Here is a 17,099-nt window from a genome sequence, read left to right as displayed (position 1 = left end):
AATGAAGAAGTTTACTATTTCCTTATACGGAATAATTGCCTATCTCATAGGGCTATCAGGGTTAACCGCTTTTATTCTATTCATGGGAGGTTGGGATTTTCTCCCTATTCACATTAATTCTGGAACTGCCGCCGGAAGTACTACACAAGCAGTGTTGATTAATCTAAGTATTTTAACCTTATTTGGTCTTCACCATAGTATTGCTGCACGTGCGTCGTTTAAAGAGAAGTTAGCACAATATATTCCTGCAGAAGTAGAACGTAGCACATACGTGCTTGTGTCCGGAGTATTTATGTACGTTTTGTGCCTTTACTGGCAGCCATTGTCAGGTGCTGTTTGGCAAATAGATAACGCTATTATCACTAATATTTTAGGGGTTATTCACATTATGGGTTGGCTGGTGATGGTGGGAGCCACCTTTGAAATTGATCACTTTCATTTAATGGGGTTGAAACAAAGTTTGACCCCCAATAACGCTGAAGGAAAAGAACTCAAAGAAAGCTTTTTGTATAGCATTGTCAGACACCCTATACAAAGCGGTGTACTAATGGGCGTTTGGTCAACCTCATACATGAGTATGACCCAATTTGTGCTTTCGTTGGGTTTAACATTCTATATCGTCATCGGTCTATATTTTGAAGAGAAATCACTGATAGCCCACTTTGGCGACACGTACCTAAACTATAAGAAAAGAGTCCCCAGCGTCGTCCCTTTTTGGCCAACGCATTAATCTCCCTTAAGTTTAAACAATGTCATAAATGGAGCGATGAAAACGATGTTTACCATAGTAAAAACACTAGCTAAGGCACTTACCCTTTTTAGCCTAATGGCTATATGCACACACAGCTATGCAGCCTTAGTTTTTGAGTTTAATAACAACGAGTTTCCTGAAGTTGATTTTGTCGGAATAGAGTCTTCAGATGTACACCTGTCCTTTGGCCCTGATTTACTTGATATAGGTGACTCATTTGACCTACTGATTGGTGCAACACCTGGCACTAGTGAATTAGTTGCCGCTTTAGATGTAAGTTTCAATGAAAATGGTATCCCTGGCTTTAGCTTCGGTAACACGCTTAATTTGATACCACAGACAGATCAGTTTTTTGTCACCATTGTTGAAAAAAACGGTTCGTTTAACTTAAGTAGTGTCAATGCGTACTTTAGTAACAATGGAGTCGGTGCTAACTTTCATGGTGTCGCATTTCGCCCAGACGACGCTGTTCAAGTATCCGAACCTACATCAATCACACTAATATTATTGGTACTTTCCATTTTGTGGGTCGCATTACTAAGCAATTCAAAACACAACGCTTAAATACCCCAATCGCCTAATTATGGCGCACGAGTGTGATAGCAAACGTTTCAGCTATCACACTCTTTCATTAAACAACGATTTTATTTAATTTACTGTGGTGCTATTCGTCCAGCGCTTGTAGAACGCGATCAGCAAGCGCCCATGGATTAAAGCCTTGCTTACCGTAATCAAGGCCTCTACGAACAATCACTAAGTCTTTTTCGGGGATAATCACAACGTATTGCCCGCGATTCCCGCGCGTAGTGTAAGCATTGGCAGGGCCATTATTCTTGTCGGCTTTACGTAACCACCATTGAGCACCATAATCGAAGCCACGGATCGCGGATGCCGGTGCAGGTGTCGTAGAATAGGCAATCCATTCTGGTGAAATAATCTGCTCACCAAACCACTTCCCCTCATTGGCATACAGCATACCGAAGCGCGCTAAGTCACGAGCCGTTGTGTACATTTGGCTACTGAAAATAAAATCGCCATATTGATCTGTGCTCACCACAGTGTTGTGCATACCTAGCTTCTTAAAAAGCGCTTGTGATGGAAATAAATGATAGTCTTCTACGTTATCAAACGTGCTTTTAAGCGACATTGTCGCAAGCAAGGTGTCATAGTTTTCGTAATCCCAAAATGTACCTGGTTTACGCACTAGCCCTCTATTCACGGCACCCTCTGCTGAGCTCTCTCCTGCCCAGTAAGACAAACCCGAACCATTAGCATATTCCATATTAAAACTATCGACAGGATAGAGACCTGAAGACATTTGCAGGGCATCACCCAGTGTAATTGAACGACGAGGATCACTCTCAGAAGTCGCTAATTTTGGGGACCAATTGACATTCAACGCGTCATCTACCGACATTTCCTTATTATCAACCTTGATGCCGATTAGCGTCGCCAACACGCTTTTTGCTGTGCTCCACGTTCTCGTTTTCGTATAGCGATTTACACCCTCAGCATAACGTTCAAGCATTATTTCACCGCGATGGACAACAACGAGGCTCAAGGTATCCTGTTCTTCTGTGGGCGTTTCGAACGCCCAGTCAGCCACTTTCTCTATCGCCTTTTTCTGTTTTTCTGATGCAAAGTTGTATGGCTTTGTAGCTTCGCCCATCGGCCACGCCATAGTCTCGAAGTTGGCGGGAGGTGTTGGCAACTTGATTTGTGGCAGACTATTGGCAACGGAGAAATCTTGGTCAGGACGTAAAACAACACAACCAATGCCTTTACGGTACAAGGCTCTAATTGTAACTCCGGCGTTGTTGCTGATTGACACACCACGGTTTTCTTGATCTATCGTAACGAGTTGAGAAGGTGGAACATCAAATTTGCCGGGGATGTACTGCAACTCCTGCGCGTTAATTTGTTCTATCGTTCGATTAGACGTAAATAGCCCATTGCATGTAAGCACCGCTTGAACACCAAGATGGATCATCTCTCGTTGTGGTTGGAAAACATCGTACTCGGCATGTGCACTTAATGCGTTCAACGCAAAAAAAGTGGCAAGAAGAGTGTGTCGTCGTTTCATAGCGATACCTTTATTATTGTTTGCACGTGATATTGAGTGGCGAGAGACTATTCAAAGACAACGCCGTCATCCGCCCTATCAAAACTCTACTCTGACTCTCCCCCCTAGCCAATGAATTTTAACGAGTTATATGCCGCATTCATCGTATCTTCGGCAGCTGAGAGCTCTAAAGCACTGTTACACAATAGGTATAAAAAAAGCACCTCATGAGGTGCTTTTTCTTCAACAATGCCATTACTATTATTTATCAGCACGGCTCATAAAACGCTTCTCTTCAGTGTTGATCTTTATGCGATCACCGTTGGAAATATGCTCAGGAACCTGAACAACAAGGCCTGTCGATAGTGTTGCTGGTTTAGTACGTGACGTCGCTGATTGACCTTTAATCGACGGGTCAGTTTCAACAATATCAAGTTCAACACTCGACGGTAAATCTAGCCCCACCGGGTTACCGTCTACCAGAATAACCTGCAAACCTTCCGTGCTCTCATTGATAAATAGCACTTCTTCAGCAATGCTTTCTTTATTCATGTTGTATGGCGTGTAGTCTTCATTATCCATAAACACATATTCTTCACCATCAAGGTAAGAGAACATCGCTGGACGGCGAATTAAATCAGCAAGATTAAGCATATCAACATCTTTGAACGTTTCGTCTACCTTTTGGCCAGACACCACATTATACATACGCATACGGTATAGACTGCCACCTGCTCGACCTTGTGGTACTGAACGTTCAATGTCCTTAACAATATAAACACCACCGTTGTGTTCAATAGCTTGGTTTTTCTTAATATCACTTGCCTTTGGCATGAGGTTTCCTGATTACAAATTACGTTGTGCAGACATTATCAAAAGCCGTTTGAGAAGTTAATAGCTTACCAACACTAGAATGCACAAAAGACAACTATTTATAAGCATTTTTGACTGGAATATACGGTTGAGTTGTCAATGTGATTGCTTAATAATGCTTCTAGCAAAATAACAATGAGTGCAAAGCACATGTCGCGAAAGTCGCCAGTTAACACCAAACGTATCAATGGCCACGGCCACCTGTTGCCGACACCTGAGCAAGTTCCTGCTTTTATGAAAGAAAAGAAATTCTTTTGGGTAGACGACAAGCGTGAGTTTATGTGCCAAGGCAACTGGACGCGTCCCATTACTGACCCGAGCTTTTTTGTTGACGAAAAAATTCAATGGATGGCAGACAATAACATTGACCATGAAGTCGTACTCAGCTTGTCACAACTCTATTGTAATGGGGTAAGCGAGCAAGATACATTTGATATTATTCGTTTTCAAAACGACTTCAATGCCTCTATTCAACACGATAACCCATCACTTTTTACCACTGGATTTGTTGTTCAACCTGCCCATATGTCGCAGGCGTTAACAGAGATTCAGCGTTGCGCAGATATGGGGATGAAATTGCTGTGTTTAAGCACGCATTATCAGACGGCTGACGGTCAGTGGCTGTCGGTTGCAGACGAAAGCGTTGAGCCAATTTGGCAATTAGCAGATGAACTTGGTCTTGCTGTAGAAATTCACCCCTATGATGCGGGCAAAATGGTCAACCTTACCGACCAGTACTGGCGTTATCACTTAGTGTGGATGATGGCACAAACTGCCGATACTTATTTAATGTTTAGCTTTAAAAACTTCGCTAAACGTTTCCCTAATGTCCGCACCTGTTTTGCCCATGGGGCAATGCTTAGCCACGCGAATCATGGTCGCACAAAGCAAGGTATTGATGGTCGTCCTGATCTATTTCCTAACGCTTCGCACCCAAACGATACGATTGGACAGTCGAATGTGTTTTTTGACTCGTTAGTACATGACCCTGACACACTTGCCCTGATGATTAAGCGTGTTAGCAGTGCACAAATAGTATGGGGGGTAGACGACCCTTATCCGTTAGGTGAAATGGCAACGGTCGAAAATTGCTATCCGGGCATATTGCTCGACCAAGCACGTGATGCAGACGTTATTACTTTGCCTGAACAGCAAAACATCATGCACACCAATGTTATCAACTGGCTTGGATACAACCCTCTTTCATAGAAAAATCACAGTAACTAGGTCTTTGCCTAGTTACTGTATCACTATTAATTCATTGTTTGACCTGAGTTCAATGAACCTCTGGAGCTTGAAGAGGGACCTTGCCAATTAAACGCGTCGTAGCCAGTGCCCTGTCCTCGCAATTGAAGCGAATAGCCCGTTGGCGTTGATGACGTTTCAGATACATTAATCCCGTCGGAACGCAGACCTGAAGCAACGCCATTAGTCGCCGTCAAAGTGCCTTCATAACTAATAAACTGAACAACCTCACCTTGCGCATTAATGAGTGCAATACCGTCTGCCGAGCCATTTTGTAAGCTGGTCGCCGTAAATGCTAACGCGCCGTAACCGTTAGATTGGTTGCTAATAACACCAGACAGGTTAATGGTTTTGTACAACTTACCGCCGTTACCATTGTAGGCTTCTATCTTCCAACCACTTAGGTTTGTGCCTGCAACACCTGCTATTTCAACAAATTCGTCGCGATCACTACCTTGATTGTCATAGTGGAACTCATTGATCCAAGGTGCTGTGTCATTCGGTATAGGGTCAGTGCTTCCGCCTCCGCCCGAATCATCTGAACAATTGCTTTCAAATACACAGGCAACATATTCAGGTCGATCAATAAATGGGTTTCGGTTGCCTTGGAAGCTATAAATCGCATCATTGCGTCGTCTTTCAAAATCATCCACTGGATCATCTTTATGCCACTGCAACAGTACAGATTTTAACCCCATATAAGCAACGCTGATATTAGCGCCAGTGTTGGAGTTATCGATTAGCGTTCTATTGTCAGTGAGAATTAAATCTGGCTCAGAAACGCCGGTTATACCATGGTTTCCGCCCTCATAACGAACAGCCATATACATAAGAGCGCGAGCTACGTCACCTTTACGGCCCGCCCACGTTTGCCAGCTACCTTGTACATATGACCCTGCTGTCCAATTTGATTCTCCAGCGCCGCCACCACGCACATTATTGTACTGTGTTACCTTTTCACTGCAGCCACTCGTACAGTTAGCGTAAGGCTTGTTACTGCGGCTAGAGTTATAGCTACTATCAGCAATAAAAAGTTGATGCGCATCGGTATACGCATAGTTGGTGCTGCCATCTTTGGGAAAACCATAAGATTTTGGCCAGCTATGTTCGCGATTGTAATTTGAATTACCGCCACCGGCTTTGGAGTAACTCGCATTTTTGTATATATCGATAACATGGGTGGCATTGTCAGGGTTCTGGTCTGCCTGCTCTAAAATATCCCACGTATCAGTGCTTGATGAGGTATAAGGAAAGCGCTGATGATCGTCTATTACATCATGCAAACTTGCTCTAAGCGAACTCGCATTTGACGCGTTAACAGCGTCGTAGTAGCCAGATGGAATATCCGCAATGGCCTGTTGTGAAAACAGCGCCACAAAAACAACACCTAACCGTTTAGTCAAATATCCTTGATTATTTTTCGTCTTCATAAGTTTTCCTGGTTTTTATTTTTGTTAATTACAGATAACCAGCTAATGATCGATAGCGAGTTTCTGCTTGAGTGTTTACTTATGATGACGGCGATCATCCTCCCTTCCTCACACCATCAACCTGACCTTTCGGTCAGATAATAAACAAGCAATAATCTAGGACGGTTTTATGTCAATGAAATGACTGAACGATGACCGAAAAAATATGGTTTTATGGCAGAACAAAGACGTCGTTATTTAGTGACAGACAGGTCAAACTTTGTCAGCTATCCATAATTAAGAATTGGTAAGTTAATAGATTGAAAAAGATAAAATTTGATGTCGCGAAATCGGATAAAAGCGTTTTATCGCATAGTAGAATGAGAGCTGACTTTATTACCTAATAATACGCAAGCGATACCACCCAGCACTAAGCTAGTGGCAATCAATAAATGAAAACTTAAATGTTCACCGACAAACACAACGCCGCCAATAGCGGCAATTACAGGGACAGATAGCTGTAATACTGAGGCTTCGGTAGCAGACAGGCCAGTTAACGCGCGATACCAAATAGCGTAGCCCAATGCCGAAGCAAATATACCAGATAACATGGCGTATACAGCACCACTAATGCTTATATTAACTTCAGCGTAAGACACCAGGGCAAGCAGCAAAACAAAAGGAACCGTTAACGTAAAATTGGTAGCAGTGTCATGCAGTGGATTCGTTGAGCCTTTTCCAGCTAAGGAATAGAAGCCCCATGCAACACCGGCACAAATCATAAGTATCACACCAGTAATATTTGGCGTCTCGAGTGTTGGCCAAACAAGATAGGTTAAGCCACTAAAGGCGATACAGACACCGAGCCACTCAATCAAGGTTAATGTTTTCCCCTGAATTAGCGACACTGAAATCATAGTCAATTGAACAGAACCAAACAGAATAAGTGCTCCGACACCTGTTTCTAGCTGCACATAAGCAAATGAAAAAGCCGCGGCATATACAAATAGCATAATGGCCGACGTCCAGTGCTGCTTACCATAAGCAACGCGAGACCTAGCTGACTCAGTTTGGCGCTTACCCATAAAGATATTCAGTAAAATAACAAAGGTAGTAACCCCAGACAGTAAACGAATAACAGTAAAACTAGCAGGGTCAATCGTATGCTCTGCAAGTGCCAGCCTGCATAGAACAGAGTTTGCGGCAAAGGCCAGTAAAGCCAGTAGTGTGTAAAAAATGACTTCGCTAGATTTTGTTTGCATGCTTAATGAAGTGTGACAAGAAAATACACTAGACAGTACTATCTAGAAAAAAGTTTCACATAGCAATCAATGATTTGCTATTCAGCACAAGGTAACAAAATTGCCTCAGAGGGTAGCCAAATTCCGCTAGCTACCCATATCGATACCCTCTGTGTTTTATGACGCTATTGGTTGGATGTCTGTGCTGTTCTTACCGCGAGAAAAGGCCTTGGTTAGCACTAATAACAAAGCATGATGAACCACCAGCGTAATAGCCAACATTATTGGCATCATAGCAACGACTTGCCATGGCGACAGAGTCTTGAAGCCAACGACTCCCATACCCCAGCAAATTAACGTCCATTGTGCGATATATAAGGTAGTAACATGTCTTGAACAGTACGACAGGCTGTTCATGATCTTATTTAGTATGGCAGTCGAACCGTAATTTTTGATCATTTTACCTACCAACCAGAGTGCCACTAAATTAAACCCTGTTAGATACATAATGCCACCAGGACCCGTATGGAAGAAATCAGCAAAGTGATATTCGTAATCGTATGCGCTTAATGCAATACCCGATGCGCTCAGTCCTAGCCCCCACTTTAAAGATAAGACATAAAGTTTTTCAGGATCTTTGTTCTCACTAAAACACTTCCCTAAATAAGCACCGATTAAAATGCTAGAAAACCAAGGAAATACAGGGAAATAAACATTGTAGTTTGCGCCAAAGAAAAGGTCGGCAACATAGTTCACACCTTCTATTCCCGGTTGATAACCGCGCACCACTTGGCTAGTTGCAGCAACCACAAATGCTAGTCCCAAATAAACGTACTTATTCGACGTAACAAGGTTAATCAATGCCAGTAAAAACAGTGATACCCCAGCCATTTGTAAGATATCCCCTGTACGCAACAGGTACAAATATTGACCTTGTGTCAGTGGTGATTCCCAGCCATATGCGTTAACAAACGACTCTGGCATAGTGCCAAATACACCAATTGGTACAATAAATTTAAGCGCATTCATCAGATAGCCTAACGACAACACATATATCCCACGTTTTGCCAGTTGCACCGGGGTTGTGCGTGAAGAAAGCGCCATTGAAATCCCCATGGTAATCAGAAACGCTGCTGTCCCCTGGCCTAACTTATGGATAAAACTGCCAAGCGCAGCCTCAGTTTGTGTATAGGTATCGCCATACATCCAGAGCGTATGGACACAGACCATAATGATGACACTCAAGCCTCGCGCAAAGTCGATGGCTTCAAGTCGTGTTGATTTCATGTTTTTTTCCCTTTCGATTTAATTTTGGACAATTAGCACACGGCGCCTCAGGCGTTATTTTGATATGCATGCAGCAATCTGCGCGCACTAACTGTGGCGTTTCATGGTCGGTGAAGTGATTAAGTGCAGGCATTTTTAATGCTTGTTGCCACGCACGTAACATCGGTTGTAAAACCTCTGCCCCTTGCTCTGCATAAATTCGTTTTAAGCCAACAGCCAATAAATCCTGCACTTGCGCATTAGCTTTGTGACGCTGTAACCGACAGACAGACTGAAGCATCGACAACATTTCTGTTAACGAATCAATCAAGTGCTGGCAAACCTCATGCAAATCCAAAGGCTGGTTCGATGCCAGGTAGCTCCCCCCCTCGCAAACCTTGTAAATAACTGCGTCATCGACGCACTGTTTTACTGTGCGTAAATTGGGTAGTGGCAACTGATAACAAACGCTAGTAATGGCCAAATAAATAGGCTGCCACACGAGTTGGCGCCATAGGTTTACCGACCAATAACCTCTGCCAGCGTTGGGGTGTTTTTCTTGAATACGCTGATAAATATCCGCTATCGCGAGTGAATGCTTTGCATCGATGGCAAAGAAGTCTCGCTGGCGATCTCGCTCAAACACCAGCACAGAACACGCTTGATGATATTGCGCAGTGATAGCAAGTTCGCCAGCTTTCATCTATCTATTCCGGTTTGAATTTAGCAATCGGGTTCTTCAAGTACCCGGCAAATTGCAAACTATTCGCAGGATCAGTCAGATCAACCATTTGCTTGTTATTGCTTAGCTGCAAGCGATTCAGACACGACAATTCAAATTGTTCAGCAAACAAATCATGCTGCTTGAATACCTCTTTTAATTCTGGGTGCTTCGACTGATAGTCGATAATGACATCGGCGGTCACACGCCAAAAATTGCGTTCGTGATAACCCAGCTGTTGGTCGAGAATGTCGACTAGGTATCTGAAAATGCAGTCAAACACATCGGTGAAAATAGACAGAATCTCCATTTCTTCTGGCATTGTGATCGCGATGCGCTCAACACCTTCAGGTAGCTCTGGCTTCACGTTTAACAAGCAAACTTCTTCGCCTATGTCTTTCATAAAGGCTTTAACTGGCACATGATTTTCTAGCGCTAAGATGAGATTCTCGCCATGTGGCATAAACACCAATTTGTACTTGAAAAAGCAATGCAATAACGGCGTTAAATACGCATGTAGATATGAACTTAACCACGCATCTGTCGATAGCCCAGATGCCTTAATTAACTCAACCACTAAGGCATTTCCATCATTATCAATGTGCAGGAGTCCTGCCATGGTCATCAGTTTTTGACTCGAAGCTATTTGATTGACGGGGTTTTCTCGCCATAGCGCCGCAAGCATTTTCTTGTAAGGGTTATCACCTAGTGCTTCGCGGTCGTAATATTGTGCGTCGTAGCCTATGGTGGCTAATTCGCGCAACGGTGTGAAACCCATCTCTTGTAAGTCTTGGTCGTTAGCCACTAAGTCATACAGCCATTGGTTAATAGCCGGTGTCACTTCCATATATTTGGCAGACAAACCTCGCATAAAACCCATATTCAAAATGGACAAGGCGGTTTTCACGTAGTACTTACTTGGTTGAGAGATGTTGAACAGCGTTCTAATCGACTGTTGTGCTAAGTAAGCGTCATCACCGTATCCCAAACATACCAGCTGTTTTTTCGCGATATCAGGGCTGTAAAGGTGGCAAAGCTTGTTGAACCACTGCCACGGGTGCACAGGAAACAAGTAATAATCGGCAAGCTCAAGGCCCTGTTCTTGCATCTGAGCATCAAATTGACGCGTTAAGCTAATATCAAGTTCTTGCGCAATTAACTGGTCGTAATCAACACCAGGAATGGCACTAAATTGACTGTGCTGGCGGCTTGCAGCCAACCATAATATTCTGAATGGACGAGCCGCTTCCGGAGCAAAGTGATGATAGTCCTGCGTATTGAAACCTATGCGCCCGTTGTTGGCGACAAAAGTAGGATGACCTTCCGACATCGTGGTTTCGAAGTCTTGGAAGTTCAACAAGGTAAGCTCTTTTGACGTTGGTACATCTTTCTCTGCTTTGTAGCAAGACGACAACAGCGTAGAAGAGACCTCCTCCAGATAGGTGCCTAACATCTCAGCGCTCATGCCCAACGCTTGATGAAACTCGATAACAAATTCCAGAGCGTCTACTTCAGCTGCAGTTCCTGCCGCTATTTTAACAATGCTCTTCACGTCAATCTGCAAATGCGATAGCTGCATCATTTGCGCGTCAAACTGATAGGTAAATTCATCACATGGGGGTGCTAGCTGATACTGGCTACCACCAATATGAATAGGCGAAATCAAACGTTCGTGACTAAACTCACAAATCATTTTTTTCACCAAGTGACGGTTAGCAGCTTGCCAAGCAGATGCATTGAGCTGGGCACTAGCAAGCATAGGTTTAACCTGCTGCGCCGATAAGGTTGCGACGGTCTTCGACTCTAATGTGGCCACATGCTCTGCTTGCTCAAAGTCGTCTCTACTGCAAAAACCTAGGAACGCGGTTTTATCGCCCATTGTGATAATACGTTCATGCACAAAGCCTACTTTGGCGTTTAAACGGTGTACTTTGTGATTACGAATATCAGGCTCTACCACAACACGTTTTGCTTGATAGCCTTTAAACATAAAGTTCATGACTGCACGCATAATGCTGTGGCTAAAACCTGTCATAGGGATACTCGCAGGCGCCAGCATGATGTGCATGCCAATATCACCGTCACTCACTTCATAACACTTGCCAACAGCATCGCTGCTTGGCTGGTACACCTCTATCAAACACTGTGGCGCGCCATTAACCACACCAAGGTAAGCGTGTTGCGTACCCGACGCCATTAGGGTTTGGTAAAAGTCTTTTACTTCGGCATCAGACTTATCTGTCATCCCCCAAAAGCTGGCGTACTCTTGTTGCACCCATTGGGCAACAAGTTGATGATCATTTTCTTCAACGAGAGGACGAAATGTAACGCCACCAATTGGTGTTTTGAACTCTTCAAATTGTGTTAATACATTCATAATAAAGATCGAATCCTATGACTCAGAAGGCACTAAGGCGGCATATTTGGCGCGATAGTTTTTTAAGTAGAGAAGTGCAAACAAGGTCACAATGAAGCCTACAGCTGCAATGTAGAACGGTGTTGCCAAGGTATATTCAGCCACTACCTGACCGACACATAGCGACGCGAGAATAACGCCGATGTTTTGGAAAATATGGACGAGAGAAAAGTCTTCGCCGTAGAACTGTGGTTCACTTTGTTCGAACAGCATGACTTCGAGTCTGACCGTCGTAATAAACAGGGTGACACCAAGCAAACAACGACCAAGAACAACAATACTAGGTTCACTCGTCGCTTGAAGCATTAAGCCGAGCGCACCAACAGAAAGCGCTTGTGCCATAATCTTAAAATGTTGGTTATTAGGTTTTGCCTTTGACTGGTACCAAAGGCAGGCTAACGCAATCCAGGCGGGTATCGCATAGACCAAACCAGCAATCAGCTCGCTGCCAATGCCACTAACCTGCTGCCAGTATTGAGCAAGGTAAGGTCGCGCTAAGAACGCACTAAAGTAAAGCAGTAACGACAAGCCACCAATTTGCCACACAAATGCAGGCACGCGTTTTCGCTTCGCTGCGTCATGAGTGGGCATTTTCAGCTGCCACTTCAAGTTAAGTTTATGGTTTAATGCTAAGCAAAAAATGACTTGAATAGCATCGCTTGCTGCCATCACTAAGAAAACGTCACGGGCTGAGAAGTTTTCTATAATTGCCCCACCCAAAAGCGCGCCGCCAATACCGCCAAAATGCATCAGCACGGAGAACAAACCTACAATACCTAAATGCTTATTTTTGTCTTCAAGGCGTAACACGAACGGGTAAATAAGCAGGTAACTGGCTTTGAAAACCAGCATTAATTGCGAGGCGACCCAGAACGAGATGACATCTGCCGCATAAAAACAAGCAATGCCTAAGCAGCCAGCAATAATTTGCGTAACAACCCAAAGGTGCAGCTCTTCAACGCGACGCGCAACTCTCGCCCACACAGGGAAAGCCAACATTACCGTTAAACAAGTGGCGGCAATGTATAAACCCACGTGCTGTGAAGACGTTATACCAAATTCTTGTTCAAAGAACTGCGGGTAGAACGGCAGCAGCATCGTATCTGCAACTACCGATATGACTGTGAGTAAGATTAACCCAAGCTTTAGCATGCCACGTCCTTCTTCTTGGACGCTACATTGGCACGACTTGGCACGCCAAACTCTTGAAACGCTATACGCTGTTCAACACGGTAAACTTCACGACCAGCCAGTTGATTGATGATTTGGCTGTTGCGGTAGCAGGCCATACCTAAATCAGGTGTGACAAAGCCATGCGTATGAATTTCAGCATTTTGTACAAAAATCGATTTGTTGTTGTCGATGCTATACAGGCGATCAACAGCATAGCGCCCTTTCTCATCCCAATTGATGTGACTTTCGATGGCTTTTAGGAAAGCCGGTACTTTGTAGCTATACCCGGTGGCCATGACCACTTGTTCAGCATTTAGCTCGTAGTCTTGCTCCTGCTCCTTATGATGAACAGATAAACAGAACTGCTGTTCCTGTGTTGCTGTAATGTCGACTAAGGCGCTATTGGTTGCAAGCGTCGCACATTGATAACCGGCAACTCCTTGTTGGTAAAGCAAGTCATAAATGTCATTGATCAGACAACTATTGATACCTTTATATAAGTTTTGCTGTTGACCAATAAGCTCATCACGCTTTTCACTTGGCAAGTTATAAAAGTAATCGACATACTCAGGAGAGGTCATCTCCAACGTAAGCTTGGTGTATTCAAGTGGGAAAAAGCGATTGGCACGAGTTAGCCAGGTAACGTGATACCCTTTCTCTGGCGCTTCTTGCAGTAGGTCATAGAATATTTCTGCAGCACTTTGGCCACTACCAACAACAGCAATCGACTTTGCATTTTGAAGCATGGCTTTACGCGGTAAGTACTGGCTAGAATGCACCAGTGCCGTTTTCAATGGTTCCAAATTTTCTGGTAAATGTGGCGCAGGCCCTGTTCCTAAAACGAGTTGTCGAGCAAAATAGTCAATCGCCTCGCCGTTGCTCTGTTCAACACACTGAATGTGATAACAACTGTGTTCTGGCAAGTAAACAACCGACTGCACCTGAGTATTAAAACGCAAGTTGTTAAGTTGCTCTGTTGCCCATTGACAGTACTGGTTATATTCCTGACGGAGTAAGAAAAAACTTTCACGAATGTAGAACGAATACAAACGTCCTTTTAGCTTGCTGTAGTTAAGGTAGCTATATGGGTTAGTTGGATCGGCTAACGTAACCAAATCTGACATAAATGGAGTTTGCAATGTCACGCCATCTATCATCATACCTGGGTGCCAATCAAAGCGACTTCTCTGTTCAAGAACAACACCTGATAGGTCTTCTAAATGATCGGTTAAACACGCCAAGCTCAGATTAAAGGGCCCTAATCCTACCGCAACAAAATCAAGAATTTTCATTATGCTGTTACCTCTGTTTGAGTTTCTTGTTGATTTAGGATTTGATTACCCTTTGCTTTAATTGCATGCACTATTTCCTTTATGTCTTCGATAGTGGTTGCTGGATTAAGCAAGGTAAATTTAAGGTACTGAACGCCTTTGTATTTGGTACGCGCAATGGCAATTTCGCCAGAAGCAAACAGCTGTTCTTTTATCGAGTTATTCAGACTATTAAGTAATGGCTCTTCAACTCCTGATGGCGTGTAACGGAACACTAACGTGCTAATTTCGGGGTAATGAATCACATCAAATTCTTCATCTTGATTGAGCAACACATAACTCTGTTTAGCCAATGACATCACGTTGTCAAACATTTGCCCTAAGCCATCTGCGCCAATAGTGCGAAGCGTTACCCACAGCTTCAATGCGTCAAAACGACGAGTCGTCTGGATACTTTTATCGACCAAATTTGGTGTAGTATCGTTTCTAGAATCTAGCGGGTTAAGGTAGTCCGCGTGGTGAGTGATTAAGCCAAAGTAGCTTTTATCTTTGAGGAAAAATGCACTGCAGCTGACAGGCTGCATAAATGATTTGTGATAGTCGACAGTAACAGAGTCAGCCTTTTCAATGCCATTGAGTAATTCTCTAGAACGTTGTGAAAGCAACAAGCCGCAACCGTATGCAGCGTCAACGTGACACCACATGTCGTGCGCTTTACATAACTCGCTAATCTCGTTGATAGGATCTATCGATCCATAATCCGTTGTGCCCATTGTTGCTACAACAGCAATAGGAATAAGACCATCACGTTTGGCAGATTCGATTTGCTCAGTTAACGCATGAGCATCCATTTTGAACTGGTCATCACACGGGATAGAGACTACCGCGTTGTATCCTAAGCCTAATAGTGCTGCCGATTTTTGAACACTAAAATGACTCACTTCAGAGCAGAAAATGCGGTACTTGCTGGCTTGCTCAGGCAAACCATTCTCTCGCACATCATGGTCACCCAACGCGCGTCCTGCTCTATCGCGGGCTACCAGTAGCGCCATTAAATTTGATTGCGTGCCACCACTGGTAAATATACCGTCAGCTTGTTTACCCAACCCAATTTTATCTGCTGTCCAGTCGATAAGCTTTTGTTCAATTAGCGTGCCTGTCGCGCTTTGATCCCAGGTATCGAGTGATGAGTTTACCGCAGTCAATAACTGCTCAGCGACAACTGCTGGATACGTGACAGGACAGTTTAAATGGGCAACATATTTGGGATGATGAAAATATACAGCGTTGTTGAGGTACAGCTCTTCAACTTCCAGCAATGCTGAATGAAGTGATTGCAATGGCTGCTCTAGATCAACCTTTGACACTTGTTCGGCAGCTTGTGAAGGCGTAATACCAGAGAAAGGCGTATCTGCGTGGCGAATTGCCCTATGAAGAACTGACAATCCCTGCATGGCTCCAACTTCGTAATGAACCAAGTTTTTATCATTGAAAATATAGGCTTCGGCATTTGAAACCTGATCGACGTGCGCTTTTTCCGGAGTAACTAATGCGGTTTGCGAGGTGTAATTCATTAGAATATCCATTCCCTGTAGTTTTTGAGAAAACGGATCCTAATGATAATAATTCTTATTTACAACGATAAATGAATGAAAATTTTGTGATCTGCATTAAGAGGTACAACGTGTTCTATATAGCACATAAACACTGAACTAATGCATTACCATTTAAACAATAAATCAGTAAATACAAAACGTTAGGAAATTATCAACGATTTTTCATGTCACCTGAATTCGTTACAATTGAGTAACTCCATATTCCAAAAGTATATAAATAATAAGGATTTTAAATTAAAAAAAACTAAAATCACTTACTTTACACAAGGGTATTAAGCTGGATATTTAGCCAGAGAAATCAAAAGAGTGTCGCTACTTAGCAACAATTTGAAAACATTGAAAATTAAGTGACTAAATTGATTTTCTCAACACGATAGAGAGATGTGGATTGAAAAGATAAACACTTTCAATCCACTGGATTATCAGTTGGCCTGAGTTAATGACCAAACCGAAACTTTAGGGAGATTTAACAAAAAAATGAAAGTAGCGTCCCGCCTTACTATTTAGCCTCTAGGTTCTCTTTCATGTTGTTCAAACCAAACTGCAAATCATCACCAATGACTTGTTCAAAGTCCATGAACAAAAACATAATATTCATTGGATAGTCCAAGGAACCTTGAAAGCCCCACTTAACCGTCGTTTGATTTGGCGATACAGCATGGGTTGTCATATACGCAGGCGATGTTGCTTCAAATGGCTTTAGAAAACGCAATTCGTAATCGATACGCTGACCGTCTACGATACCAACAATTTCTTGTTCACCGACGCCTACGTCGTCGTTTTTCGAATCCCATGCCGATACAAACCCTACTTCACCGTCAACCCCGGTATAGGTTTTCTTCATATCAGGATCCATCTGCATCCACTTACTGAAACTATCTTGGTTTTTCAACAGCTTCACATAAGCAAAGACAGTATCTAGCGGTTTGTCGACCGTGACTTCTCGCTCTACTTCATAATGAGTTGGTAGAAACAGTGCTATTGCAAAAGGTATGGCAAGAACAAAGACTATGGCTAACGATATTTTTTTTATCATAATTATTTCAACCTATTAG

14 protein-coding genes are annotated in these 17,099 nt (G+C 43.3%); 3 read left to right on the top strand and 11 right to left on the bottom strand.

Features of this window, described 5'->3' with window-relative positions:
- Nucleotide 1: 1 nt before the first annotated feature.
- Both ACFSJY_RS07850 and ACFSJY_RS07845 read left to right on the top strand, forming a co-directional pair.
- On the top strand, nucleotides 2–730 hold the full coding sequence (locus ACFSJY_RS07850) for a methyltransferase family protein (protein ID WP_386033001.1): 729 nt from the start codon (nucleotides 2–4) through the stop codon (nucleotides 728–730).
- Between the two features lie 45 nt (nucleotides 731–775).
- Nucleotides 776–1,315, top strand: coding sequence for a hypothetical protein (locus ACFSJY_RS07845; RefSeq protein ID WP_386032999.1), 540 nt, complete (start codon nucleotides 776–778; stop codon nucleotides 1,313–1,315).
- A gap of 100 nt (nucleotides 1,316–1,415) precedes the next feature.
- On the opposite strand, the gene ACFSJY_RS07840 is transcribed toward ACFSJY_RS07845, so the two are convergent.
- Nucleotides 1,416–2,834 carry a serine hydrolase domain-containing protein gene (locus tag ACFSJY_RS07840; RefSeq protein WP_386032997.1) on the bottom strand — a complete coding sequence of 473 codons (1,419 nt, stop codon included), beginning with the start codon at nucleotides 2,832–2,834 and terminating at the stop codon, nucleotides 1,416–1,418.
- Nucleotides 2,835–3,074: 240 nt separating this feature from the next.
- A complete protein-coding gene (gene efpL, locus ACFSJY_RS07835) occupies nucleotides 3,075–3,647 on the bottom strand; it encodes an elongation factor P-like protein EfpL (protein WP_386032995.1) in 573 nt (190 codons plus the stop codon).
- A 174-nt stretch (nucleotides 3,648–3,821) separates the two neighbouring features.
- Between efpL and ACFSJY_RS07830 the strand changes: the two genes are divergently transcribed.
- The gene (locus ACFSJY_RS07830; RefSeq protein WP_386032993.1) at nucleotides 3,822–4,895 is read left to right on the top strand and encodes an amidohydrolase family protein; all 1,074 of its coding nucleotides are present in this window, start codon (nucleotides 3,822–3,824) and stop codon (nucleotides 4,893–4,895) included.
- 44 nt (nucleotides 4,896–4,939) lie between these two features.
- Here ACFSJY_RS07830 and ACFSJY_RS07825 read toward each other — a convergent pair whose 3' ends face one another.
- The 9 genes from ACFSJY_RS07825 to ACFSJY_RS07785 form a co-directional block, all read right to left on the bottom strand.
- Nucleotides 4,940–6,361 carry an endonuclease gene (locus ACFSJY_RS07825; RefSeq protein WP_386032991.1) on the bottom strand — a complete coding sequence of 474 codons (1,422 nt, stop codon included), beginning with the start codon at nucleotides 6,359–6,361 and terminating at the stop codon, nucleotides 4,940–4,942.
- 344 nt (nucleotides 6,362–6,705) lie between these two features.
- The gene (locus ACFSJY_RS07820; RefSeq protein ID WP_386032989.1) at nucleotides 6,706–7,602 is read right to left on the bottom strand and encodes a DMT family transporter; all 897 of its coding nucleotides are present in this window, start codon (nucleotides 7,600–7,602) and stop codon (nucleotides 6,706–6,708) included.
- Between the two features lie 156 nt (nucleotides 7,603–7,758).
- On the bottom strand, nucleotides 7,759–8,868 hold the full coding sequence (locus tag ACFSJY_RS07815) for a heparan-alpha-glucosaminide N-acetyltransferase domain-containing protein (protein WP_386032987.1): 1,110 nt from the start codon (nucleotides 8,866–8,868) through the stop codon (nucleotides 7,759–7,761).
- Complete coding sequence (locus ACFSJY_RS07810) at nucleotides 8,849–9,550, bottom strand: hypothetical protein (RefSeq protein ID WP_386032985.1); 702 nt, start codon at nucleotides 9,548–9,550, stop codon at nucleotides 8,849–8,851. Before ACFSJY_RS07810 ends, ACFSJY_RS07815 begins: the two co-directional genes overlap by 20 nt.
- Before the next feature lie 4 nt (nucleotides 9,551–9,554).
- The gene (locus ACFSJY_RS07805) at nucleotides 9,555–11,945 is read right to left on the bottom strand and encodes a GNAT family N-acetyltransferase (RefSeq protein ID WP_386032983.1); all 2,391 of its coding nucleotides are present in this window, start codon (nucleotides 11,943–11,945) and stop codon (nucleotides 9,555–9,557) included.
- 15 nt (nucleotides 11,946–11,960) lie between these two features.
- Complete coding sequence (locus ACFSJY_RS07800) at nucleotides 11,961–13,136, bottom strand: MFS transporter (RefSeq protein ID WP_386032981.1); 1,176 nt, start codon at nucleotides 13,134–13,136, stop codon at nucleotides 11,961–11,963.
- A complete protein-coding gene (locus tag ACFSJY_RS07795) occupies nucleotides 13,130–14,449 on the bottom strand; it encodes a lysine N(6)-hydroxylase/L-ornithine N(5)-oxygenase family protein (RefSeq protein WP_386032979.1) in 1,320 nt (439 codons plus the stop codon). The genes ACFSJY_RS07800 and ACFSJY_RS07795 overlap by 7 nt, the downstream gene beginning before the upstream one ends.
- The gene (locus ACFSJY_RS07790; RefSeq protein WP_386032977.1) at nucleotides 14,449–16,002 is read right to left on the bottom strand and encodes a pyridoxal phosphate-dependent decarboxylase family protein; all 1,554 of its coding nucleotides are present in this window, start codon (nucleotides 16,000–16,002) and stop codon (nucleotides 14,449–14,451) included. The genes ACFSJY_RS07795 and ACFSJY_RS07790 overlap by 1 nt, the downstream gene beginning before the upstream one ends.
- Nucleotides 16,003–16,543: 541 nt before the next feature.
- The gene (locus tag ACFSJY_RS07785) at nucleotides 16,544–17,080 is read right to left on the bottom strand and encodes an SRPBCC family protein (protein ID WP_386032975.1); all 537 of its coding nucleotides are present in this window, start codon (nucleotides 17,078–17,080) and stop codon (nucleotides 16,544–16,546) included.
- Between the last annotated feature and the right edge of the window lie 19 nt (nucleotides 17,081–17,099).

This window comes from Thalassotalea euphylliae (assembly GCF_042682785.1).
Lineage (GTDB): Bacteria > Pseudomonadota > Gammaproteobacteria > Enterobacterales > Alteromonadaceae > Thalassotalea_F > Thalassotalea_F euphylliae.
The sequence above is the reverse complement of the archived record's forward strand: the minus strand, read 5'-3'. Positions and strand labels throughout refer to the sequence as shown.

Excerpts from the sequence above, each read along its gene's own strand:
- ACFSJY_RS07790 (WP_386032977.1), bottom strand. The coding sequence starts at position 16,002 with ATGAATTACACCTCGCAAACCGCATTAGTTACTCCGGAAAAAGCGCAC.
- ACFSJY_RS07825 (WP_386032991.1), bottom strand. The coding sequence starts at position 6,361 with ATGAAGACGAAAAATAATCAAGGATATTTGACTAAACGGTTAGGTGTT.
- ACFSJY_RS07810 (WP_386032985.1), bottom strand. The coding sequence starts at position 9,550 with ATGAAAGCTGGCGAACTTGCTATCACTGCGCAATATCATCAAGCGTGT.
- ACFSJY_RS07840 (WP_386032997.1), bottom strand. The coding sequence starts at position 2,834 with ATGAAACGACGACACACTCTTCTTGCCACTTTTTTTGCGTTGAACGCA.
- ACFSJY_RS07850 (WP_386033001.1), top strand. The coding sequence starts at position 2 with ATGAAGAAGTTTACTATTTCCTTATACGGAATAATTGCCTATCTCATA.
- ACFSJY_RS07795 (WP_386032979.1), bottom strand. The coding sequence starts at position 14,449 with ATGAAAATTCTTGATTTTGTTGCGGTAGGATTAGGGCCCTTTAATCTG.
- ACFSJY_RS07815 (WP_386032987.1), bottom strand. The coding sequence starts at position 8,868 with ATGAAATCAACACGACTTGAAGCCATCGACTTTGCGCGAGGCTTGAGT.
- ACFSJY_RS07830 (WP_386032993.1), top strand. The coding sequence starts at position 3,822 with ATGAGTGCAAAGCACATGTCGCGAAAGTCGCCAGTTAACACCAAACGT.
- ACFSJY_RS07820 (WP_386032989.1), bottom strand. The coding sequence starts at position 7,602 with ATGCAAACAAAATCTAGCGAAGTCATTTTTTACACACTACTGGCTTTA.
- efpL (WP_386032995.1), bottom strand. The coding sequence starts at position 3,647 with ATGCCAAAGGCAAGTGATATTAAGAAAAACCAAGCTATTGAACACAAC.
- ACFSJY_RS07845 (WP_386032999.1), top strand. The coding sequence starts at position 776 with ATGTTTACCATAGTAAAAACACTAGCTAAGGCACTTACCCTTTTTAGC.
- ACFSJY_RS07785 (WP_386032975.1), bottom strand. The coding sequence starts at position 17,080 with ATGATAAAAAAAATATCGTTAGCCATAGTCTTTGTTCTTGCCATACCT.
- ACFSJY_RS07800 (WP_386032981.1), bottom strand. The coding sequence starts at position 13,136 with ATGCTAAAGCTTGGGTTAATCTTACTCACAGTCATATCGGTAGTTGCA.
- ACFSJY_RS07805 (WP_386032983.1), bottom strand. The coding sequence starts at position 11,945 with ATGAATGTATTAACACAATTTGAAGAGTTCAAAACACCAATTGGTGGC.